The following is a 16,494-nucleotide window of genomic DNA, read 5'->3' on the forward strand; positions in this document are numbered from 1 at the left end:
AATAAAACTTCATATACGACAAAGATCGCAGCCTTCGGCAGCTCCTACATAAATCGCGATTCCCTGTAGGAGCTGCCGAAGGCTGCGATCTTTTGATCTTTTGCGGAATGCATAAAACCCGCTGATATTGCCGATTTCTTGCAATTTGCATGGAGAATTTAAGTTCAATTTTTCTATTCGATTGAAATAAAACGATTTATTGAAGGGCGGCTACTGGCACGTTGACTGCAATTCATCTCATGACGAGTTGTAACAACATCTTTCCTGCCTGGAGCGACATAACAATGAATAGATCCTCTGATGGTTTCTATCCTGCCGCAGAAGAGTCAAGCGCGCTGTCGGGCGTTTCCTGGGGTGCGATTTTCGCCGGGGCCGCTGCTGCGGCGGCGTTGTCGCTGATCCTGGTGCTGCTCGGTTTCGGACTGGGTTTTTCAGCAGTTTCCCCCTGGGCCCATGAAGGCGTGAGCGCCAAGGGCCTGGGCATTTCAACCATTATCTGGCTGGCCGTGACCCAAATCGTCGCCTCCGGGCTGGGTGGTTACATCGCCGGTCGCCTGCGGGTTAAGTGGGCGAACATGCATGGCGATGAAGTCTACTTCCGCGATACGGCGCACGGTTTTCTGGTCTGGTGCGTAGCGACGCTGGTGACTGCGACGCTGGTCGTCGGTTCGGTCAGCAGCATTGTCAGCGGTGGTGTGCAGGCCGGTGCGAATGTGGTCGGTGGCGCTGCAAGTGCCGCGACTCAAGCGGCTGGCACCTCAGCCGGTAATACCAACAGCGACCAGTACGGCTATTTTGTCGACAGTCTGTTGCGCAACGATAACCCGGCCGCCGTCAGTGATGACGCTGCTCGCGGCACTGTGACCCGCATCTTCGTGCGCTCGCTGAGCAACGACGGTCAACTGGCTGCCGAAGACCGCACCTATCTGGCGCAACGGGTGGCCCAACGGACCAACCTCACGCAAGCGGACGCTGAACGTCGTGTCGATGAAGTCTATGCCCGCACCCAAAAAGCCGTTGCGGACGCGAAACTGGCCGTCCAACAAGCCGCTGACACCGCCGCCAAAGTCGCTGCATGGACGTCGCTGTGGATGTTTATCGCGCTGTTGATCGGTGCGTTTTTCGCCAGCTTCGCCGCTACATTCGGCGGTCGTCGTCGGGATGACGTGGTGTATCTGGAAACTGATGCTTATGTGACCACCGTACCTGTTCGTTAACCCAGGAGAATTCTCATGCGCTCATTACTGTTGCTCTTTCTCGGTGTGCCTATCCCGATCATTATCCTGATCGCCTTGTTTATGCATTGATCCTCTGCCGCTTCTGCCTCTGGTAGAAGCGGCGTTTTTGTTTGGGTGGACTGGCTGTCAGATTGATGTTGAATGTGAGGCCCCCTTCGCGAGCAAGCCCGCTCCCACATTAGATTCTGTGTGCACAGGAGATCTACTGTGGGAGCGGGCTTGCTCCGGGCGGCGTTCCGACGAAGGGGCCAGATCAGACGCAAAAAAATCCACCTACTCGATAGGCGTACTCACAAACGCCTCAAGCCCCTCGGCATAGTCGGTAAACGCCCTGATCCGAGGAAACGCCCCAGCCTCAACCTGATCCGGCACCACGAGATTGGTGAAGCTCCAGGCCACCGCCAGCGTAATCCCATCCTGATCGATTGAACCGTCAGTCTTCAGCGGTTGCTGTCCCAACTCCCGCTCCAGCGCCGAATACGCTGCCGCCAGTTGTCCCTCGACCCGTTCCACCCACGGCTCAAACTGAATCTCCGCCGGCCGCAGGTTGCGTTCGTAATAAAGCTGCACCGACTTCTCGCACGCTGCCAGTGCCAGGCCGATCAACCGTAACGAACGCAGGCGTTGATCGAGTTCGTCGGGCATCAGGTTCTTACCCGGTGCCGCCAGTGCTTCGAGGTATTCGATGATCAGCGTCGAGTCGATCAACACCTCGCCGTCATCCAGCACCAGCGTCGGCGCCTTGACCACCGGGTTGATCTGCTGGAACTGCTCGAAGTGCCGAAATACCGAAACCGATTGGTGATCGAGGTCGATGCCCAGGCGTTTGGCGGAAATCGCGACCCGTCGTACATAAGGCGAATCCAGCATGCCGATCAGTTTCATTGCACCGCTCCTTCAGATGACCGTTTCGGGATGGATAACCTTAGCCGAGGTTCCACGTGCCGCAAACGTGTTGCGATTGCGGCAAATCAACGTCCAAATGCGGTCGATAACCTACCCTGTCGCAGCCGTTTGTCTTCTATATACAGCCGCTCGATTGAATTTCTTGCTATAAACGCACTCCGATAATCCCCTTAAAGGCTGCCGTAGAGCAGTTTCAGGGCTTTGTCGGACGAATTCGCTGTCTTTTCAGTTGCTGAGGCCTCAAGTCGGCCTTAGACTGCCGCCCCTCGTAAATTGAGTGCCAGGTGGCGCTTGGAATAAACGGCGCCTTTCCGATGACCAGACCAGGTCCGTCGGAATGCTCCCTAATTCGCCTTAATGCACGTTTTTTTATAGAGATATCAATGACAAAGGACAAGTTGCTGGCCATGCCGGCGGATGACTACATGAATGCCGAGCAACATGCTTTTTTCTCTGAGCTGTTGCAGAACATGAAAGTCGAAACCCATGAGCGTATCGAACAGAACCGCATCGCCATCGAGAGCCTGGACACCCCGGCCGATCCGGCTGACGCGGCTTCTGTCGAAGAAGAGCGCACCTGGCTGGTGAACGCGATCGATCGCGACCAGCGTATGTTGCCTCAGTTGGAACAGGCCCTGGAGCGCATCAAAGAAGACAGCTTCGGCTGGTGCGACGACAGCGGTGAGGCCATTGGCCTGAAACGCCTGCTGATCAGCCCGACCACCAAGTACTGCATCGAAGCTCAAGAGCGTCACGAACAAATCGACAAGCACCAGCGTCAGGCCTGATTCTGCGTGGCTACCCATTCAATGTGGGTTGCCTTGAAAAGATCGCAGCCTTCGGCAGCTCCTACCGGTTTATGTGAACCCGCGTAGGAGCTGCCGGAGGCTGCGATCTTTGCTTTTCGACGTCTACGGAAAAGTCCAGCGCGCTTCTATTGATCTGCTGCACACCCACTACTAATGGACCATGGATAATGGCCTTGTAGTGGCGTTAAATGCGGATACAACAATTAGAAGTACGTGGGGTGAAGAGTATGACGCGAGACGGATCTCTGGTCGGGGCAGTGCCTGCACCCGTGCTTTTGCCGAACAACCTTTGGCTGGCGCCAACCCTGCAAAGCATCGCCCTGATGCTCTTGTTGTGCGGCATGACGCTGGGCGGCTGGTCGCTTTACCTCGGCCTGCCATTGGCCGTGCTGATAATCTGGCTACCTCGCCTGCGTTCACGAGCCAAGCTTGAAGCAGTGCCTGCCGACAGCTGCGGCGCCATCGCCGAGCTGACTCGCGATCTTTCCTGCACCACCAGTCACAACGCTCTGTCAGCCGCTGGCGTGGCCTATTCGGTCAAGCAGCTGGCGGACAAACTGCAATCACAACTCGGTGCCGCAGCGCAGATTGTCAGCAACGCCGAAGTGATGATCGCCACCGAACACGCCACCTCGACGCTCAGTCGAGCCGCCCTCAGTGCCGCCAGCGAAGCTCACCAGAGCAGCGCGGCAGGGCGCACGGAGCTGATCGAGTCCATCAGCCGCATGCATCAACTCAGTCAGCGCGCCAGCAACAGTCGTGAGCTGATCGAAGCCCTGAGCCTGCGCAGCGACGATATCCAGCGAGTCACGCTGGTGATCCAGTCCATCGCCAGCCAGACCAACTTGCTGGCGTTGAACGCGGCGATCGAAGCAGCGCGGGCCGGGGAGCATGGACGCGGGTTTGCAGTGGTCGCCGATGAAGTTCGCGGTCTGGCCGCGCGGACGGCAACGGCGACCGGCGAAGTCGGCGAGATGGTTGCCGATATCCAGCAACGCACCGCGCAGGTAGTCGAGCAGATCCGCCAGTTGTCCAGCGACCTCGACATCGGCGTCGAACAGGTCGAGCACACCGGTCAGCACCTGGAAAACATTGCGCGCCTGGCGGCCGGCGTCGAACGTCAGGTCGGCGAAATCGCCAAGGGCGCCGAGACCAACCGCGAGCAACTCGACAGTCTGTTTCACGCCATTGAACAAATGCGCGGCGACCTGGCGATCAGCGATCAACAGACCCGCCGCCTGGCTCAGGCCGCCGTGCAGATGGAAGGGCAGGCCGAAACCATCAGTGAGCGCCTCGCCGAGGTCGGGCTGGATGACTATCACCAGCGGATTTATGACCTCGCCCGTGAAGGCGCGAGTCAGATTGCGGCGCGGTTCGAAGCCGATATCGACCAGGGCCGTGTCAGCCTCGATGACTTGTTCGATCGCAGTTACCAGGCCATCCCCAATACCAGCCCGGCCAAGTTCCAGACGCGTTTCGACCGTTACACCGATCAGGTTTTGCCGGCGATTCAGGAGCCGTTGCTGCCGCGTCATGAAGGTTTGGTGTTCGCTATTGCCTGTACGCAGCAAGGCTATGTGCCGACCCATAACAAGGTTTTCAGCCAGCCGCTGACAGGGGATGTGCAGGTCGATACGCTGCAGAACCGTACCAAACGCAAGTTTGCTGACCGTACCGGGATTCGTTGTGGCAGCCATCAACAGGCTGTTTTGTTGCAAACCTATACTCGGGATACCGGGGAGCTGATGCATGATCTTTCGGTGCCGATTATGCTCAAGGGGCGGCATTGGGGTGGTTTGCGGTTGGGGTATAAGCCGGAAAGTCCGCGCTGAACCGTTTGGCATTGTTGGTAATGGGGTTGGGTACATATCCGTTTCTGCGGTAACGGCCGCTATTGGTTTCGCCCTTACGGCGAGTCACTTGGAAGAGCCCCAAGTAACCAAGGGCACCTGACCCAAAGCACGCTGGATGAAGCGGTCAAGCGCAAGCTGATCTGATCAATTGTCGATATGAAGGCGTGCAACCTGTGCAAGGTTGGCACGCCGCAGACACCTCTCGGGCCGAGGTGCCGACCCTGCCGGCGAGGCACGTTCTGGCCTGATACAGCGCGCTGACGGTCATGAAAATCGCGCTGTCCAGCGCCGGCTCCCGGACTTGTCCAGCGCCATTTCAGGCTTTCAATGCCCCATCATCGACCGCAAGCTTCAGGGCCTTGGCGGCTTCCTGAGCGGCAATGGCGGCGACGTCCGAGGTTTTGAACCAGCGATCCTTCTCGACCTGGTGATACGTCACCGTGGTCAGCGGCGGTTTGGCGCGCATGATAATGACTGCCTGGAATTCGCCTTCGACTTCTCTGGCTTCGCCCCGGATAAAAAACTCACCGATATCAAATTCCGTCACGTAGCAGCCTTCTCTTGGAAATAGTCTGTTGTGTTGAACGCCGTCCGGCTTGGGAACGCGTTTCATTGGTTCGGCAGTATGGCAGTAGTTGCCTGCCGCCGGCTGAGTTAACTCGTCGGCATGACGAAACGTCTATAGGAGTGGAATGAGGCGCAACGTTCAGCGCTGTAACTCGAGCGCGCGGGCAAGCGCGCAGGCTTCGTTATGGTTACTGCGGAAACCTCTTACGTGGCCCGTGGAGATTTCCTTGATATGGAAGAAAGCATTGCCGGCCAATACCACCCGGAAGCGCGGCGGGGCAGGCTCTGCAGGGTGAAACACAATGTGCGGGAACATCGCCGGGGGCAGCGTCGAGGGATGGCTTGTGTGAGGAACGAAGTGTGTCAGGGTGCACATATGAAGTCCTTTTCATGGTTTACCGACGTGTGTACGTCGTTTTGGGTAGTCTCGATGAGCATCGCTGCTCTAGAATCACCGTCACGGGTTGGCGATTGATGTTCATCTAAAGCAATTTTTTGCGGGCGATATGTCGGAAAAGTGCTTTTTTTGCAGCGTTTTTTCCCTAAGGTTGGTAATCCTGTTTTTCTGGCGGTCAGAATGGCGTTTTCCTTCAACTTCTGACGAACGCCAGGCAAGACGACGCGAGTGACATTCCAGTAGTCTTCTCACGCCTCGCGATGGATGAGCACTCTGCTCGTTTCCGGATTCGACCCGGGCCCTTTGGTTACAATCTTCGGCATTGCCGCTTTTTTCTGCTGTGCGCTGTTTGTCTGCGTGCAGCATCATTTTCAGATGTGGGGATGTTTCCTTGGCAGTAAGTAATCTCGATATGCATGCTTTGTTCGTGCTGGGTGATTTGCGCGCAAAGCTGGTCAAACAATTCCAGTCACGTTTTGTTTACATCACCGAACAGAACGCTGAAGGCATCTACATTGCCGAGCTCGACACCGAATCAGCACTGGTTGTGGACGACAAGCCGGGCCTGAAACTCAAGGTTGGCGACCATTTCAGTGCATCGGTGTTGCCCAGCCGTGAAGGCGGCAAACTGGACATCAAGTTCCGCGAAATCAAACTGACGGTGTACGGCCTCGGCGATTACGCGTTCGTGACCACTGCCGACGGACACGGGATCGTGTTCAAGGAAGGTCACAGCGTCGTGATGGTGTTTGCCGCTCACCAGCAGTTGCAGGAAGGCCTGACCAAAACCCTGAAAGCCGTGACGGCCAAGGCAGCCAAGTGGCGCAAGGGTGAACTGGTGACTTTCAAAGCCAGCGAGTAATGGCTTCGGGCTTGCAGGACTTTTCCGAAAATTAATCCTCACCCCTCGAAAGCAGGAACCTCTACTACAGTCAGTGGACTGAGTATTTTGAGGCTTGCGGTCTTTATCAGGCCATCCTGCTATTGCTGTGAACAGCACGAGGTGCAAAAGCATGAACGGATTTCGACGGTTGCTGACCGCTGTTCTGGTCGTTTTCGGTCTGGGGTCGCCCGTTCCGGTATTCGCCGCCCAGGCGCCGATCCACTTCGCCGACCTGAACTGGGAAAGCGGCAGCCTGATCACCGATATCCTGCGGATCATCGTCGAGAAGGGCTATGGGCTGCCGACCGATACCTTGCCGGGGACGACCATCACTCTGGAGACCGCCCTGGCCAACAATGACATTCAGGTCATTGGCGAAGAGTGGGCCGGTCGCAGTCCGGTCTGGGTCAAGGCCGAGGCCGAAGGCAAGGTCGTCAGCCTCGGCGATACGGTGAAGGGCGCCACCGAAGGCTGGTGGGTGCCCGAGTACGTGATCAAGGGCGACCCGGCGAAAGGTATCAAGCCACTGGCGCCGGACCTGCGCAGCGTCAGCGATCTGCCGAAATACAAGGGTGTGTTCAGCGACCCGGAAACCCCGGGCAAGGGGCGCTTCCTCAACAGCCCGATCGGCTGGACCTCGGAGGTGGTCAACAAGCAGAAGCTCAAGGCGTACGGCCTGGACGACAGCTATGTGAATTTCCGCAGCGGCTCCGGGGCAGCGCTGGATGCGGAAATCAGTTCGTCGATTCGTCGTGGCAAGCCGGTTCTTTTCTACTACTGGTCGCCGACTCCCTTGCTCGGGCGCTTCAAACTGGTTCAGCTGGAAGAGCCGCCGTTCGACGCCGAGGCCTGGAAAACCCTGACCGACGCCGACAACCCCAATCCAAAACCGACCCGCTCATTGCCCTCGAAGCTGTCGATTGGCGTGTCCACGCCGTTCCAGAAACAGTATCCGCAGATCGCCGAATTCTTTACCAAGGTCGATTTTCCCATCGGCGCGCTGAACAAGGCGCTGGCTGATATGAGCGAGAAACACACTCCTCCACGGCAGGCGGCGGAGGCGTTCATGAAGGCGCACCCGGATGTGTGGCAGGCCTGGGTACCGAAGGATGTGGCGGAGAAGGTGTCGGCTGGACTGTAGGAGCTGGCGAAGCCTGCGATCTTTTGACTTTGCTTGTAACGGCAAGATCAAAAGATCGCAGCCTGCGGCAGCTCCAGGGAGCTGGGGCGGCACTTTGTCACCGTTGATCATCCGCGCACTTCTAAAAATGCCAACCAGGATGATTCTGTTCAAATCCCTTTCAAGGAGTCTCGACCATGACATTTGTATTGGCTCAATGGCTGGTGACGATCTTCGCGGTGATTAGCCTGATTCATATCTACTGGGCGCTGGGTGGCCAGTGGGCTGCCGTGGCGGCCGTGCCGCAGGTGCCAGTGGAAGGTGGCGCAAGATCTCAGCCCGCGTTCAAGCCCTCGGGGTGGCTGACGTTATTGGTGGCTTTCGGATTGCTGCTGATCGCCGCGCTGGTCTGTCTGCGGGTCGGCTGGTGGATGCCGGCGGTGTCCCATCAATCGCTGCAATGGGTGATCAGCGCCATCGCCATGCTGATGTTCGCCCGGGCGATCGGCGATTCGAACCTGGTGGGGTTCTTCAAGCAGGTCAAGGGGTCGGAATTTGCCCGGCTGGATACGTGGGTTTATTCGCCGTTGTGTGTGGTGTTGGGGGCGGGCCTATTGGCAGTTGCCTGGATTTGAGTTACCCCTACTGACGCCTTCGCGAGCAAGTCGAAGAGGCCCTAATAATCAACACAAATTTACGAACTTAGCTCCCGCTTTCCGTCCGCCGACTACTCACTTCCGCCGGCACATCATCCCCCGCCATGCGCTTGCGGAACAACGCCGCCCGCGCCAGCAGCAAAGTCGTCACCGGCACCGTAATCGCCAGCAAAATCGGGATCAGCCAGGCATGCAACACCGGCCCGGACTTGAGCGCCGAAAAGTAGATGATCGAACCCAGCGCCACGCACCACGCCCCCAATGTCGAGGCCAGCGCAGGCGGGTGCATGCGCTGAAAGTAATCCTTCATCCGCACCAGCCCGATCGCGCCGATCAACGCGAACACACTGCTGAGTACCAGCAGAATCGCCACCGGGATTTCCACCCACAGAGACAGTTCAGCGCTCATTCGATCACCTCGCCACGCAGCAGGAATTTCGCCAGGGCAAACGAGCCGACGAAGCCGAATAGCGCGATCAACAGCGCTGCTTCGAAGTACGTATCACTGGAATAGCGAATCCCCAGCGTCAGCATCATCAGCATGGCGACGATGTACAGGTAATCCAGCGCCAGAACCCGGTCTTGCGCCGACGGCCCTTTGAACAGGCGGATCAGGGTCAGCACCATCGCCAGCGAAAAAAAGAACAGGCTCAGCAGAACCGCATTCGACAGTAACGGGCTCATTCGAAGATCTCCATCAAGGGGCGCTCGTAGGTCGCCTTGAAGTGCTGGATGAACAGCACTTCGTCATCCAGATCGAAGACGTGCAGCAACAGAATGCTGCGGTCCAGCGCCAGTTCCGACCAGACCGTACCGGGGACCACGGTGCAGATCATCGCCAGTGCCGCCAGGCCGTTGGCGTCACGCAGGTCCAGCGGCACCTTGATGAACTGTGACCGCGGCGCATGGCGACCGACGTTGAGCACGCCCCAGGCCACGGCGAGGTTGGAGACCAGCACGTCGCGACCGACGATGAAGAACAAACGCAGGATCACGCCTGGACGACGAATCCGGATCGGCAGTGGCCGCAACTTGCGCATCATCAACGGCGCACAAAACCCCAGTACGGCGCCCAGCAGCAGATTGCCGGGGCTCATCGACAGGTTCAGCACCAGCCACAACAACCACAACGCCAGCGACAGCCACGGTGCAGGAAACAGACGCTTCATGGCTGCACCTCCGCGACTGCGGCTTTGGCTTCCGGACTCGGAACCGCACGGGTGCCGAGCACCGCCATCACGTACTGCTGCGGGTTAATCAAGGCCTGCGCGGCGGCCTGGGTATAGCGCAGCAGCGGTTCGGCCTTGAAGGTCAGCACAATGCTCAAGCCCAACAGCGCAATGATCGGCACACATTCGAGCCGGCGCAGTAATGGCGAAGGCCGTTCTTCGGGCGTCCAGAAGCGCTGGATGCCCAGCCGTGAAAAGGCAACCAGCGACGCCAGCCCGGAGAGAATCAGCAACGCCAGCAAGCCCCACGCGGCGTTCGACACCGGTTCATCCGCGCCATTGCCCAGGCCCAGCGGGTTGAGCAGGGCGCTGAGCAAACCCAGTTTGCCGATGAACCCGGACAGCGGTGGCATACCGATGATCAGCAACGCGCAAGCGATGAAGCTCAAACCGAGAAAGGCCATGGTCCAGGGAATCACCTGGCCGACCACGGCTTTCTGTTCGTCATCAAGGTTGATGCCTTTGGGCGGTTGCAGGGACTCCAGTGGACGGGCGATGAGGTCGCCGTCATCGAACAGCGGCATTTCATTGGCTGAGCGCGAACGCTCGATCAACTCGGCCAGCAGGAACAACGCGCTCAACGCCAGGGTCGAGCTGACCAGATAGAACAGCGCCGCGCCGATCAGGTTCGGTTGAGCGAAACCGATGGCCGACAACAGAATCCCCGCCGACACCAGAATGCTCAGGCTCGCCATGCGCTCCAACCGTTGCGCGGCGAGAATCGCCACGGCCGCGCAGACGATGGTCGCCATGCCGCCGTAGATCAGCCAGTCGCCGCCAAAATACGCCGAAGCGCCAGCCTGACCGGAGAACAGCAAGGTCCACAGGCGCAGCAAGGTGTAGACGCCGACCTTGGTCATGATCGCGAACATCGCCGCCACCGGTGCGCTGGCCGAAGAGTAGGCCGGCACCAGCCAGAAGTTCAGCGGCCACATCCCGGCCTTGGCCAGGAACGCCACGGCCAGAATCGCCGCGCCGGCATGCAACAAACCGCGATCGGCTTCTGTCACCAGTGGGATTTTCAGTGCCAGGTCGGCCATGTTCAGGGTGCCGGTGACCCCGTAGATCAGCGCCGCGCCAATCAGGAACAGCGACGAAGCCAGCAGATTGATGGAGATGTAATGCAACCCCGACGACACCCGAGCCCGGCCCGAACCGTGGAGCATCAGGCCGTAAGACGCCGCCAGCAGTACCTCAAAAAACACGAACAGGTTGAACAGGTCTGCCGTCAGGAAGGCGCCATACAGGCCCATCATCTGAATCTGGAACAGCGCGTGGAAACTCGAACCGGCGCCGTCCCAGCGGGCCATGGCGAACAGCAGGGCGCTGACGCCGATGATCCCGGTCAGCACCAGCATCAGCGCCGACAGGCGATCGACCACCAGCACGATACCGAACGGCACTTGCCAGTTGCCCGGCAGGTACACGCCGATGGAGCCGGGCACATCGGTGGTTTGCGTCCATTGCAGCAACAGCACGGCGATGCCCAGCCCCAACAGGCTGGAGAGCAGGTTGATCCTGGCCTTCAACGGGCGGTGTTTCTCGCCCAGCATCAGCATGATGGCGGCGGTCAGCAGCGGCAGCAGAATCGGTGCGGCGATCAGGTGCGTCATCGCATTCATTCTTTAGGCTCCCGCCCATCCACATGGTCGGTGCCGGTCAAGCCGCGCGAAGCCAGCAGCACGACGAGAAACAGCGCGGTCATGGCGAAGCTGATCACGATGGCGGTCAGCACCAACGCTTGTGGCAGCGGGTCGGTGTAGTGCAAAAGGTCCTGGGGCACACCGTCCTTGATGATCGGCTCCTTGCCGATGAACAGACTGCCCATGCTGAAGATGAACAGGTTGACGCCATACGACAGCAGGCACAGGCCCATGACCACCTGGAACGTCCGTGGCCGCAGCACCAGCCAGACGCCGGACGCGGCCAGCGCGCCGATGGCGATTGCGATGACTTCTTCCATCAGACGGCCTCCTTCATGGCGACGGGTTTGGTCTGGGCAGCGGTCTTGTGACCCCGGACCGATTGGTGGGCGAGGGCGGTGAGGATCAGCAGCGTCGAACCGACCACCACCGCGTACACGCCAATGTCGAAGAACAGCGCGCTGGCGATGTGAATGTCGCCGAGCAGCGGCAGTGCGAAATGCCAGGTGTGGGTGGTCAGGAACGGATAACCGACCGCCATCGCCCCGAGCCCGGTGACCGTGGCGAACAGCAGACCGGTTCCCATCCAGCGCAGCGGTCGCAGGCTCATTTGCGCCTCGACCCACTGCGTGCCGGCGACCATGTATTGCAGGATGAACGCCACCGACATCACCAGCCCCGCGACAAACCCGCCGCCCGGCTGGTTGTGGCCGCGCATGAACAGGTAGATCGAGACCACGAACGCAATCGGCAGCAGCAAGCGCACCAGCACCGCCGGCACCATCATGAAGCCGAGCGCGGTGTCGCTGGCGTGACGCGGGTTGACCAGATCGGTGACCACGTCCGGCGCGAGCAAGCGCTGTTGGGCGGGTAACTGCAGGCTTTCTTTCGGTGGACGGAAGCGTCGCAGCAGAGCGAATACGGTCAGCGCCACGGCCACCAGCACGGTGATTTCGCCGAGGGTATCGAAGCCGCGGAAATCCACCAGCATCACGTTGACCACGTTACTGCCTCCGCCTTCAGGCAGGGCGCGGCTGAGGTAGAACGATGAAATGGCGTTCGGCGTCTGGCGCGTCAGCATCGCGTACGACAGCACCGCCATGCCGCCGCCGACGGCGATCGACAGCAGCAAGTCGCGCAGGCGACGAATGCGTGCCTTGCGCAGACTGCTCGGCAGTGGCGAGACTTCTTCGATCCGTCGCGGCAACCAGCGCAGGCCCAGCAGGATCAGCACCGTGGTCACCACTTCGACCACCAGTTGCGTCAGCGCCAAGTCCGGCGCGGAGAACCAGACGAAGGTGACGCAGGTCATCAGTCCGCAGACGCTGACCATGGTCAGTGCCGCGAGCCGGTGATACTTGGCCTGCCACGCCGCGCCGAGGGCACAGGCAATCGCCAGCAGCCAGAGGGTCACGAACACGATTGAGCCCGGAATTTTCGGCCGGTCACCCCAGGTCAGGCTGCTGTGGAGCATCGGGATCAAACCGGCCAGCACGGCGGCGAGGACCATCAGGAACAGTTGGGTTTGCAGGCGTCTGGTGCTGATCCGCCGTTCGAGGCGACGGGCCAGGCGCATCATGATCACCAGGCTGCGCTCGAACAGGCGCTTGCCGTCGAACAGGCCAATGACCGGCGGATATTTGAAACGTCCGCGCTTGAACTGGTTGCGCAGCAGCAGGTAGAGCACGATGCCGCCGGACATGGCGATCAGGCTCATGATCATCGGCGCGTTCCAGCCGTGCCAGATCGCCAGGCTGTATTCCGGCAGCGTGCCGCCGACGACGGGCAGGGCAGCAGCGGCCAGTAGCGAGCCGACCACTTGCGCCGGAAAAATCCCCACGATCAGGCAGGTGAACACCAGCAACTCCACCGGCGCGCGCATCCAGCGTGGCGGTTCGTGCGGGGTGTGCGGCAGGTCGGTGGCGGTCGGGCCGAAGAACACATCGACGGTGAAACGCAGCGAATAGGCAACGCTGAAGGTGCCGGCGATGGTCGCAACGATCGGCAGGGTCATCTCGATCCAGGCGGTCGCGTTGATGAACACGGTTTCGGCGAAGAACATCTCTTTCGACAGGAAGCCGTTGAGCAACGGCACGCCAGCCATCGAGGCACTGGCAACCATCGCCAGCGTCGCGGTAAACGGAATCAGCTTGAACAGGCCATTGAGCCTGCGAATGTCGCGGGTGCCGCTTTCGTGGTCGATGATCCCGGCGGCCATGAACAGCGAAGCCTTGAAGGTGGCATGGTTGAGAATGTGGAACACCGCGGCCACGGCGGCCAGCGGACTGTTCAGTCCCAGCAGTAACGTGATCAGGCCGAGGTGGCTGATGGTCGAGTAGGCGAGCAGACCCTTGAGGTCGTTCTGGAACATCGCGCAATACGCGCCGAGCAACAGGGTGCAGGCGCCGGCGCCGCTGACGATGTAGAACCATTCTTCACTGCCGGACAACGATGGCCAAAGGCGCGCCAGCAGAAACACCCCGGCCTTGACCATGGTCGCCGAATGCAGATAAGCCGAGACCGGTGTCGGCGCCGCCATCGCGTGAGGCAGCCAGAAGTGGAAAGGGAATTGCGCACTTTTGCTCAGGGCGCCGATCAGAATCAGGGGCAGCAGAATAGGGTAAAGGGCATGTGCGCGAATCAGATCGCCGGCGGCCAGGACCTTGTCCAGTTCATAGCTGCCGACCACATGGCCAAGCAGCATGACCCCCGCCAGTAAACACAAACCGCCCGCGCCGGTAACCATCAGCGCCATGTAGGCACCGCGTCGCGCATCGGCGCGGTGGTGCCAGTAGCCGATCAACAGGAATGAAAAGAGGCTGGTCAGCTCCCAGAAAAACACGATCTGGATCAGATTGCCGGAAATCACCAACCCGAGCATCGCGCCCATGAACGCCAGAAAAAACGCAAAAAACCGCGGCACCGGATCATCCGGTGACATGTAATAACGGGCGTACAGCGACACCAGCGTACCGATGCCCAACACCAGCAAGGAGAACAGCCAGGCAAACCCGTCCATGCGCAGAACGAAGTTCAGACCCAGGCTGGGCAACCAGAAAAATTCTTCGCGAATGACGCCGCCATGGGCGATCTGCGGGTACAGGAGAGCGACCTGGATGGTGCCAATAAGGGCAACCAGACCAGCCAACAAGGATTCGGTGTTACGCGCGTTGTGCGGCAGCAGGGCTGCCAGACAGCTGCCGAAAAAAGGCAGAAGCAGTAGAACTATCAAGGACATAGGCTTCTAATCTGCGGAAGTTTGTGAAGCATCATACGTGCCAGTCCCCGGATCACCAAACGGCAAGCTGTCGCAGAATCCTACACGGTAGACGGAAAAAGCCTGATTCACATTGTTTCAGCGGGCTGTGTTCAGCAGGTCTGGCCCCTTCGCGAGCAAGCCCGCTCCCACAGGGATTGCGCTAACCCCGTGGGAGCGGGCTTGCTCGCGAAAGCGATCTACTCAGCGCCGAACATTTCAGAGCTTAACCTTGGGTTTCCCGCTCCAACTCTTCCTCAGCCGCCGCAGCCTTACCCTTGGTTTTCAACTCACTCACAATCACCGCCGCCACAATCAACCCCGCGCCCACCAACGCAATCGCCGGCAAGCGCTCTCCGGCGACCCGTCCTACGATCCCTGCCCAGACTGGCTCACCGGCATAAATCAACGTCGCCCGCGTCGGCGAAACGCTTTTTTGCGCCCAGTTCATCGCCACTTGAATCGCCGCACTCGCCGCGCCGAGGCCAAGCGCGCTGCACAGCAGGAACCATGAGAAGTCGGGAATCACCTCTTGCGTCGGCACCACCATCAAAAACGCCAGCACCGAGGTGGTCGCCAATTGCACCACTGTGACCCGCCGCACATCGACCTGCCCGGCGTAGGTGCTAATCAAAATGATCTCCGCGGCAATCGCGATGGCGCTGATCAGCGTGGCGATTTCACCGGGGCTGAAATTGAACGAAGCCCCCGCACGCCCCGACAGCAGCATCAACCCGGTAAACGCCAGCATGATGCCGATGCTCGGCATCAACCCCGGACGCCGCCCCAACACCAGCCATTGCAGCAACGGCACGAAAGGCACGTAAAGTGCAGTGATAAACGCCGACTGACTGCTGGGAATGCTCTGCAAGCCGACGGTCTGCAAGCCGTAGCCGAGCATGATCGCCACGCCGATAAAGGCGCCGGCCTTGAGTTCGAACAGAGTCAGTTCCCGCAGGTGATGCCAGGAGAACAGGGCGACGATGCACGCCGCCGCCGCAAAGCGCAGGCCGACGAAGAACATCGGGCCACTGACGGTCATGGCGTGCTGCACCAGCAGGAAGGTGCCGCCCCAGACCATGGTGATGAGCACCAGCACGCACTCGGCCTTGCTGAACCGTGAAAAGCGGGAAGAAGCCGGGGAGAAGTTCAACGACGTCATGACCTTGCGCGCTACCTGAGGGCGACGCACAATGCGCCGAATGTTGCGCAGTATACTGCCCAACCCCACAAAGTGAGCAATATAGTGCACAAAGATTCAACACAACGGGCTTCGGTCCTTCAGCACGTCAGTTTGAACGTTCGGCGTTTGCGCCACGCCGCAGACATGAGCCAGACCGCGCTGGCGGAAAAGTCCGGGGTCAGCCGCCGGATGCTGGTGGCCATCGAGGCCGGCGAGAAGAACGTCAGCCTGACCACCCTCGAACGCGTGGCCAAAGCGCTGGACGTGGCGTTCAGCGACCTGATCCAGGCCCCGGACGCCCGCGACCCGAGCCGCATCAACGAAGTGGCCTGGGCCGGCACGATTCCCGGCAGCAAAGCCGTTTTACTGTCCAAAGCCACTGCCACCCGCGAAGTGGAACAGTGGGAATGGTGCCTGCAACCGGGTGAAATTTACCCGTCGCAACCGGATGCCGAAGGCTGGAGCGAACAGATCTACGTGTTCGAAGGCTGCCTGACGCTGATGCTCGGTGATAGGCCCCATAAAATAGCCGCCGGCGAGTTCTATATGTTTGCCAGCCACCAACCCCATGCCTATCGCAACGATGGGCCGGTGGCCGCAAGGTTCGTGAGAAACGTAGTGATCTAACTGTTTGCCGATCAACACTGGATAGACACTTTGCTGTTTTGATACTGCGAGGATTTCTCGGATAACTCATCAACCTATTGAAACTAAACGAAATTAGTTTCAGGCACGACTCCTGCAAAAGCTCTGG

17 protein-coding genes are annotated in these 16,494 nt (G+C 59.5%); 7 read left to right on the forward strand and 10 right to left on the reverse strand.

Going from position 1 to position 16,494, the window contains the following annotated elements; all coding sequences use genetic code 11:
• The first annotated feature begins 284 nt into the window (after positions 1 to 284).
• Positions 285 to 1,217 (forward strand): hypothetical protein, encoded by a 933-nt coding sequence (locus tag ACYZTL_RS00245; RefSeq protein ID WP_461950051.1) that lies wholly within the window; start codon positions 285 to 287, stop codon positions 1,215 to 1,217.
• A 294-nt stretch (positions 1,218 to 1,511) separates the two neighbouring features.
• On the opposite strand, the gene ACYZTL_RS00250 is transcribed toward ACYZTL_RS00245, so the two are convergent.
• Complete coding sequence (locus tag ACYZTL_RS00250) at positions 1,512 to 2,123, reverse strand: glutathione S-transferase (RefSeq protein ID WP_461950052.1); 612 nt, start codon at positions 2,121 to 2,123, stop codon at positions 1,512 to 1,514.
• A 404-nt stretch (positions 2,124 to 2,527) separates the two neighbouring features.
• Here ACYZTL_RS00250 and ACYZTL_RS00255 point away from each other — a divergent pair, with 404 nt between their 5' ends.
• Both ACYZTL_RS00255 and ACYZTL_RS00260 read left to right on the forward strand, forming a co-directional pair.
• Positions 2,528 to 2,932 (forward strand): TraR/DksA family transcriptional regulator, encoded by a 405-nt coding sequence (locus ACYZTL_RS00255; RefSeq protein WP_007907888.1) that lies wholly within the window; start codon positions 2,528 to 2,530, stop codon positions 2,930 to 2,932.
• A 629-nt stretch (positions 2,933 to 3,561) separates the two neighbouring features.
• A complete protein-coding gene (locus tag ACYZTL_RS00260; protein WP_461954226.1) occupies positions 3,562 to 4,785 on the forward strand; it encodes a methyl-accepting chemotaxis protein in 1,224 nt (407 codons plus the stop codon).
• A 337-nt stretch (positions 4,786 to 5,122) separates the two neighbouring features.
• Here ACYZTL_RS00260 and ACYZTL_RS00265 read toward each other — a convergent pair whose 3' ends face one another.
• Both ACYZTL_RS00265 and ACYZTL_RS00270 read right to left on the reverse strand, forming a co-directional pair.
• Positions 5,123 to 5,353, reverse strand: a complete 231-nt coding sequence (locus tag ACYZTL_RS00265) for a hypothetical protein (protein WP_461950053.1) — start codon at positions 5,351 to 5,353, stop codon at positions 5,123 to 5,125.
• Between the two features lie 159 nt (positions 5,354 to 5,512).
• Entirely contained in the window at positions 5,513 to 5,749 is a 237-nt protein-coding gene (locus ACYZTL_RS00270; protein WP_461954385.1) for a hypothetical protein, read from the reverse strand.
• A 412-nt stretch (positions 5,750 to 6,161) separates the two neighbouring features.
• On the opposite strand from ACYZTL_RS00270, the gene ACYZTL_RS00275 reads away from it, so the two are divergent.
• From ACYZTL_RS00275 to ACYZTL_RS00285, 3 genes are all read left to right on the forward strand, one after another.
• Positions 6,162 to 6,632 carry a hypothetical protein gene (locus ACYZTL_RS00275; RefSeq protein ID WP_007907879.1) on the forward strand — a complete coding sequence of 157 codons (471 nt, stop codon included), beginning with the start codon at positions 6,162 to 6,164 and terminating at the stop codon, positions 6,630 to 6,632.
• Positions 6,633 to 6,783: 151 nt separating this feature from the next.
• Positions 6,784 to 7,794, forward strand: a complete 1,011-nt coding sequence (locus tag ACYZTL_RS00280; RefSeq protein WP_461950054.1) for an ABC transporter substrate-binding protein — start codon at positions 6,784 to 6,786, stop codon at positions 7,792 to 7,794.
• Positions 7,795 to 7,970: 176 nt separating this feature from the next.
• On the forward strand, positions 7,971 to 8,408 hold the full coding sequence (locus ACYZTL_RS00285; RefSeq protein ID WP_461950055.1) for a DUF3995 domain-containing protein: 438 nt from the start codon (positions 7,971 to 7,973) through the stop codon (positions 8,406 to 8,408).
• 67 nt (positions 8,409 to 8,475) lie between these two features.
• On the opposite strand, the gene ACYZTL_RS00290 is transcribed toward ACYZTL_RS00285, so the two are convergent.
• From ACYZTL_RS00290 to ACYZTL_RS00320, 7 genes are all read right to left on the reverse strand, one after another.
• Positions 8,476 to 8,838 (reverse strand): Na+/H+ antiporter subunit G, encoded by a 363-nt coding sequence (locus ACYZTL_RS00290; protein WP_461950056.1) that lies wholly within the window; start codon positions 8,836 to 8,838, stop codon positions 8,476 to 8,478.
• Positions 8,835 to 9,113, reverse strand: coding sequence for a K+/H+ antiporter subunit F (locus ACYZTL_RS00295; protein ID WP_461950057.1), 279 nt, complete (start codon positions 9,111 to 9,113; stop codon positions 8,835 to 8,837). Before ACYZTL_RS00295 ends, ACYZTL_RS00290 begins: the two co-directional genes overlap by 4 nt.
• Entirely contained in the window at positions 9,110 to 9,598 is a 489-nt protein-coding gene (locus tag ACYZTL_RS00300) for a Na+/H+ antiporter subunit E (RefSeq protein ID WP_461950058.1), read from the reverse strand. Before ACYZTL_RS00300 ends, ACYZTL_RS00295 begins: the two co-directional genes overlap by 4 nt.
• Positions 9,595 to 11,280, reverse strand: a complete 1,686-nt coding sequence (locus tag ACYZTL_RS00305; RefSeq protein WP_461950059.1) for a monovalent cation/H+ antiporter subunit D — start codon at positions 11,278 to 11,280, stop codon at positions 9,595 to 9,597. The genes ACYZTL_RS00300 and ACYZTL_RS00305 overlap by 4 nt, the downstream gene beginning before the upstream one ends.
• Entirely contained in the window at positions 11,277 to 11,621 is a 345-nt protein-coding gene (locus ACYZTL_RS00310) for a Na+/H+ antiporter subunit C (RefSeq protein ID WP_461950060.1), read from the reverse strand. Before ACYZTL_RS00310 ends, ACYZTL_RS00305 begins: the two co-directional genes overlap by 4 nt.
• The gene (locus tag ACYZTL_RS00315) at positions 11,621 to 14,539 is read right to left on the reverse strand and encodes a monovalent cation/H+ antiporter subunit A (protein ID WP_461950061.1); all 2,919 of its coding nucleotides are present in this window, start codon (positions 14,537 to 14,539) and stop codon (positions 11,621 to 11,623) included. Before ACYZTL_RS00315 ends, ACYZTL_RS00310 begins: the two co-directional genes overlap by 1 nt.
• A 244-nt stretch (positions 14,540 to 14,783) precedes the next feature.
• A complete protein-coding gene (locus tag ACYZTL_RS00320; RefSeq protein ID WP_461950062.1) occupies positions 14,784 to 15,809 on the reverse strand; it encodes a DMT family transporter in 1,026 nt (341 codons plus the stop codon).
• Here ACYZTL_RS00320 and ACYZTL_RS00325 point away from each other — a divergent pair.
• The gene (locus tag ACYZTL_RS00325) at positions 15,804 to 16,367 is read left to right on the forward strand and encodes a helix-turn-helix domain-containing protein (protein ID WP_461950063.1); all 564 of its coding nucleotides are present in this window, start codon (positions 15,804 to 15,806) and stop codon (positions 16,365 to 16,367) included. The two genes, ACYZTL_RS00320 and ACYZTL_RS00325, sit on opposite strands and share 6 nt — an antisense overlap.
• The last annotated feature ends 127 nt before the right edge of the window (positions 16,368 to 16,494 follow it).

It is taken from the genome of Pseudomonas sp. LB3P81 (genome assembly GCF_054897965.1).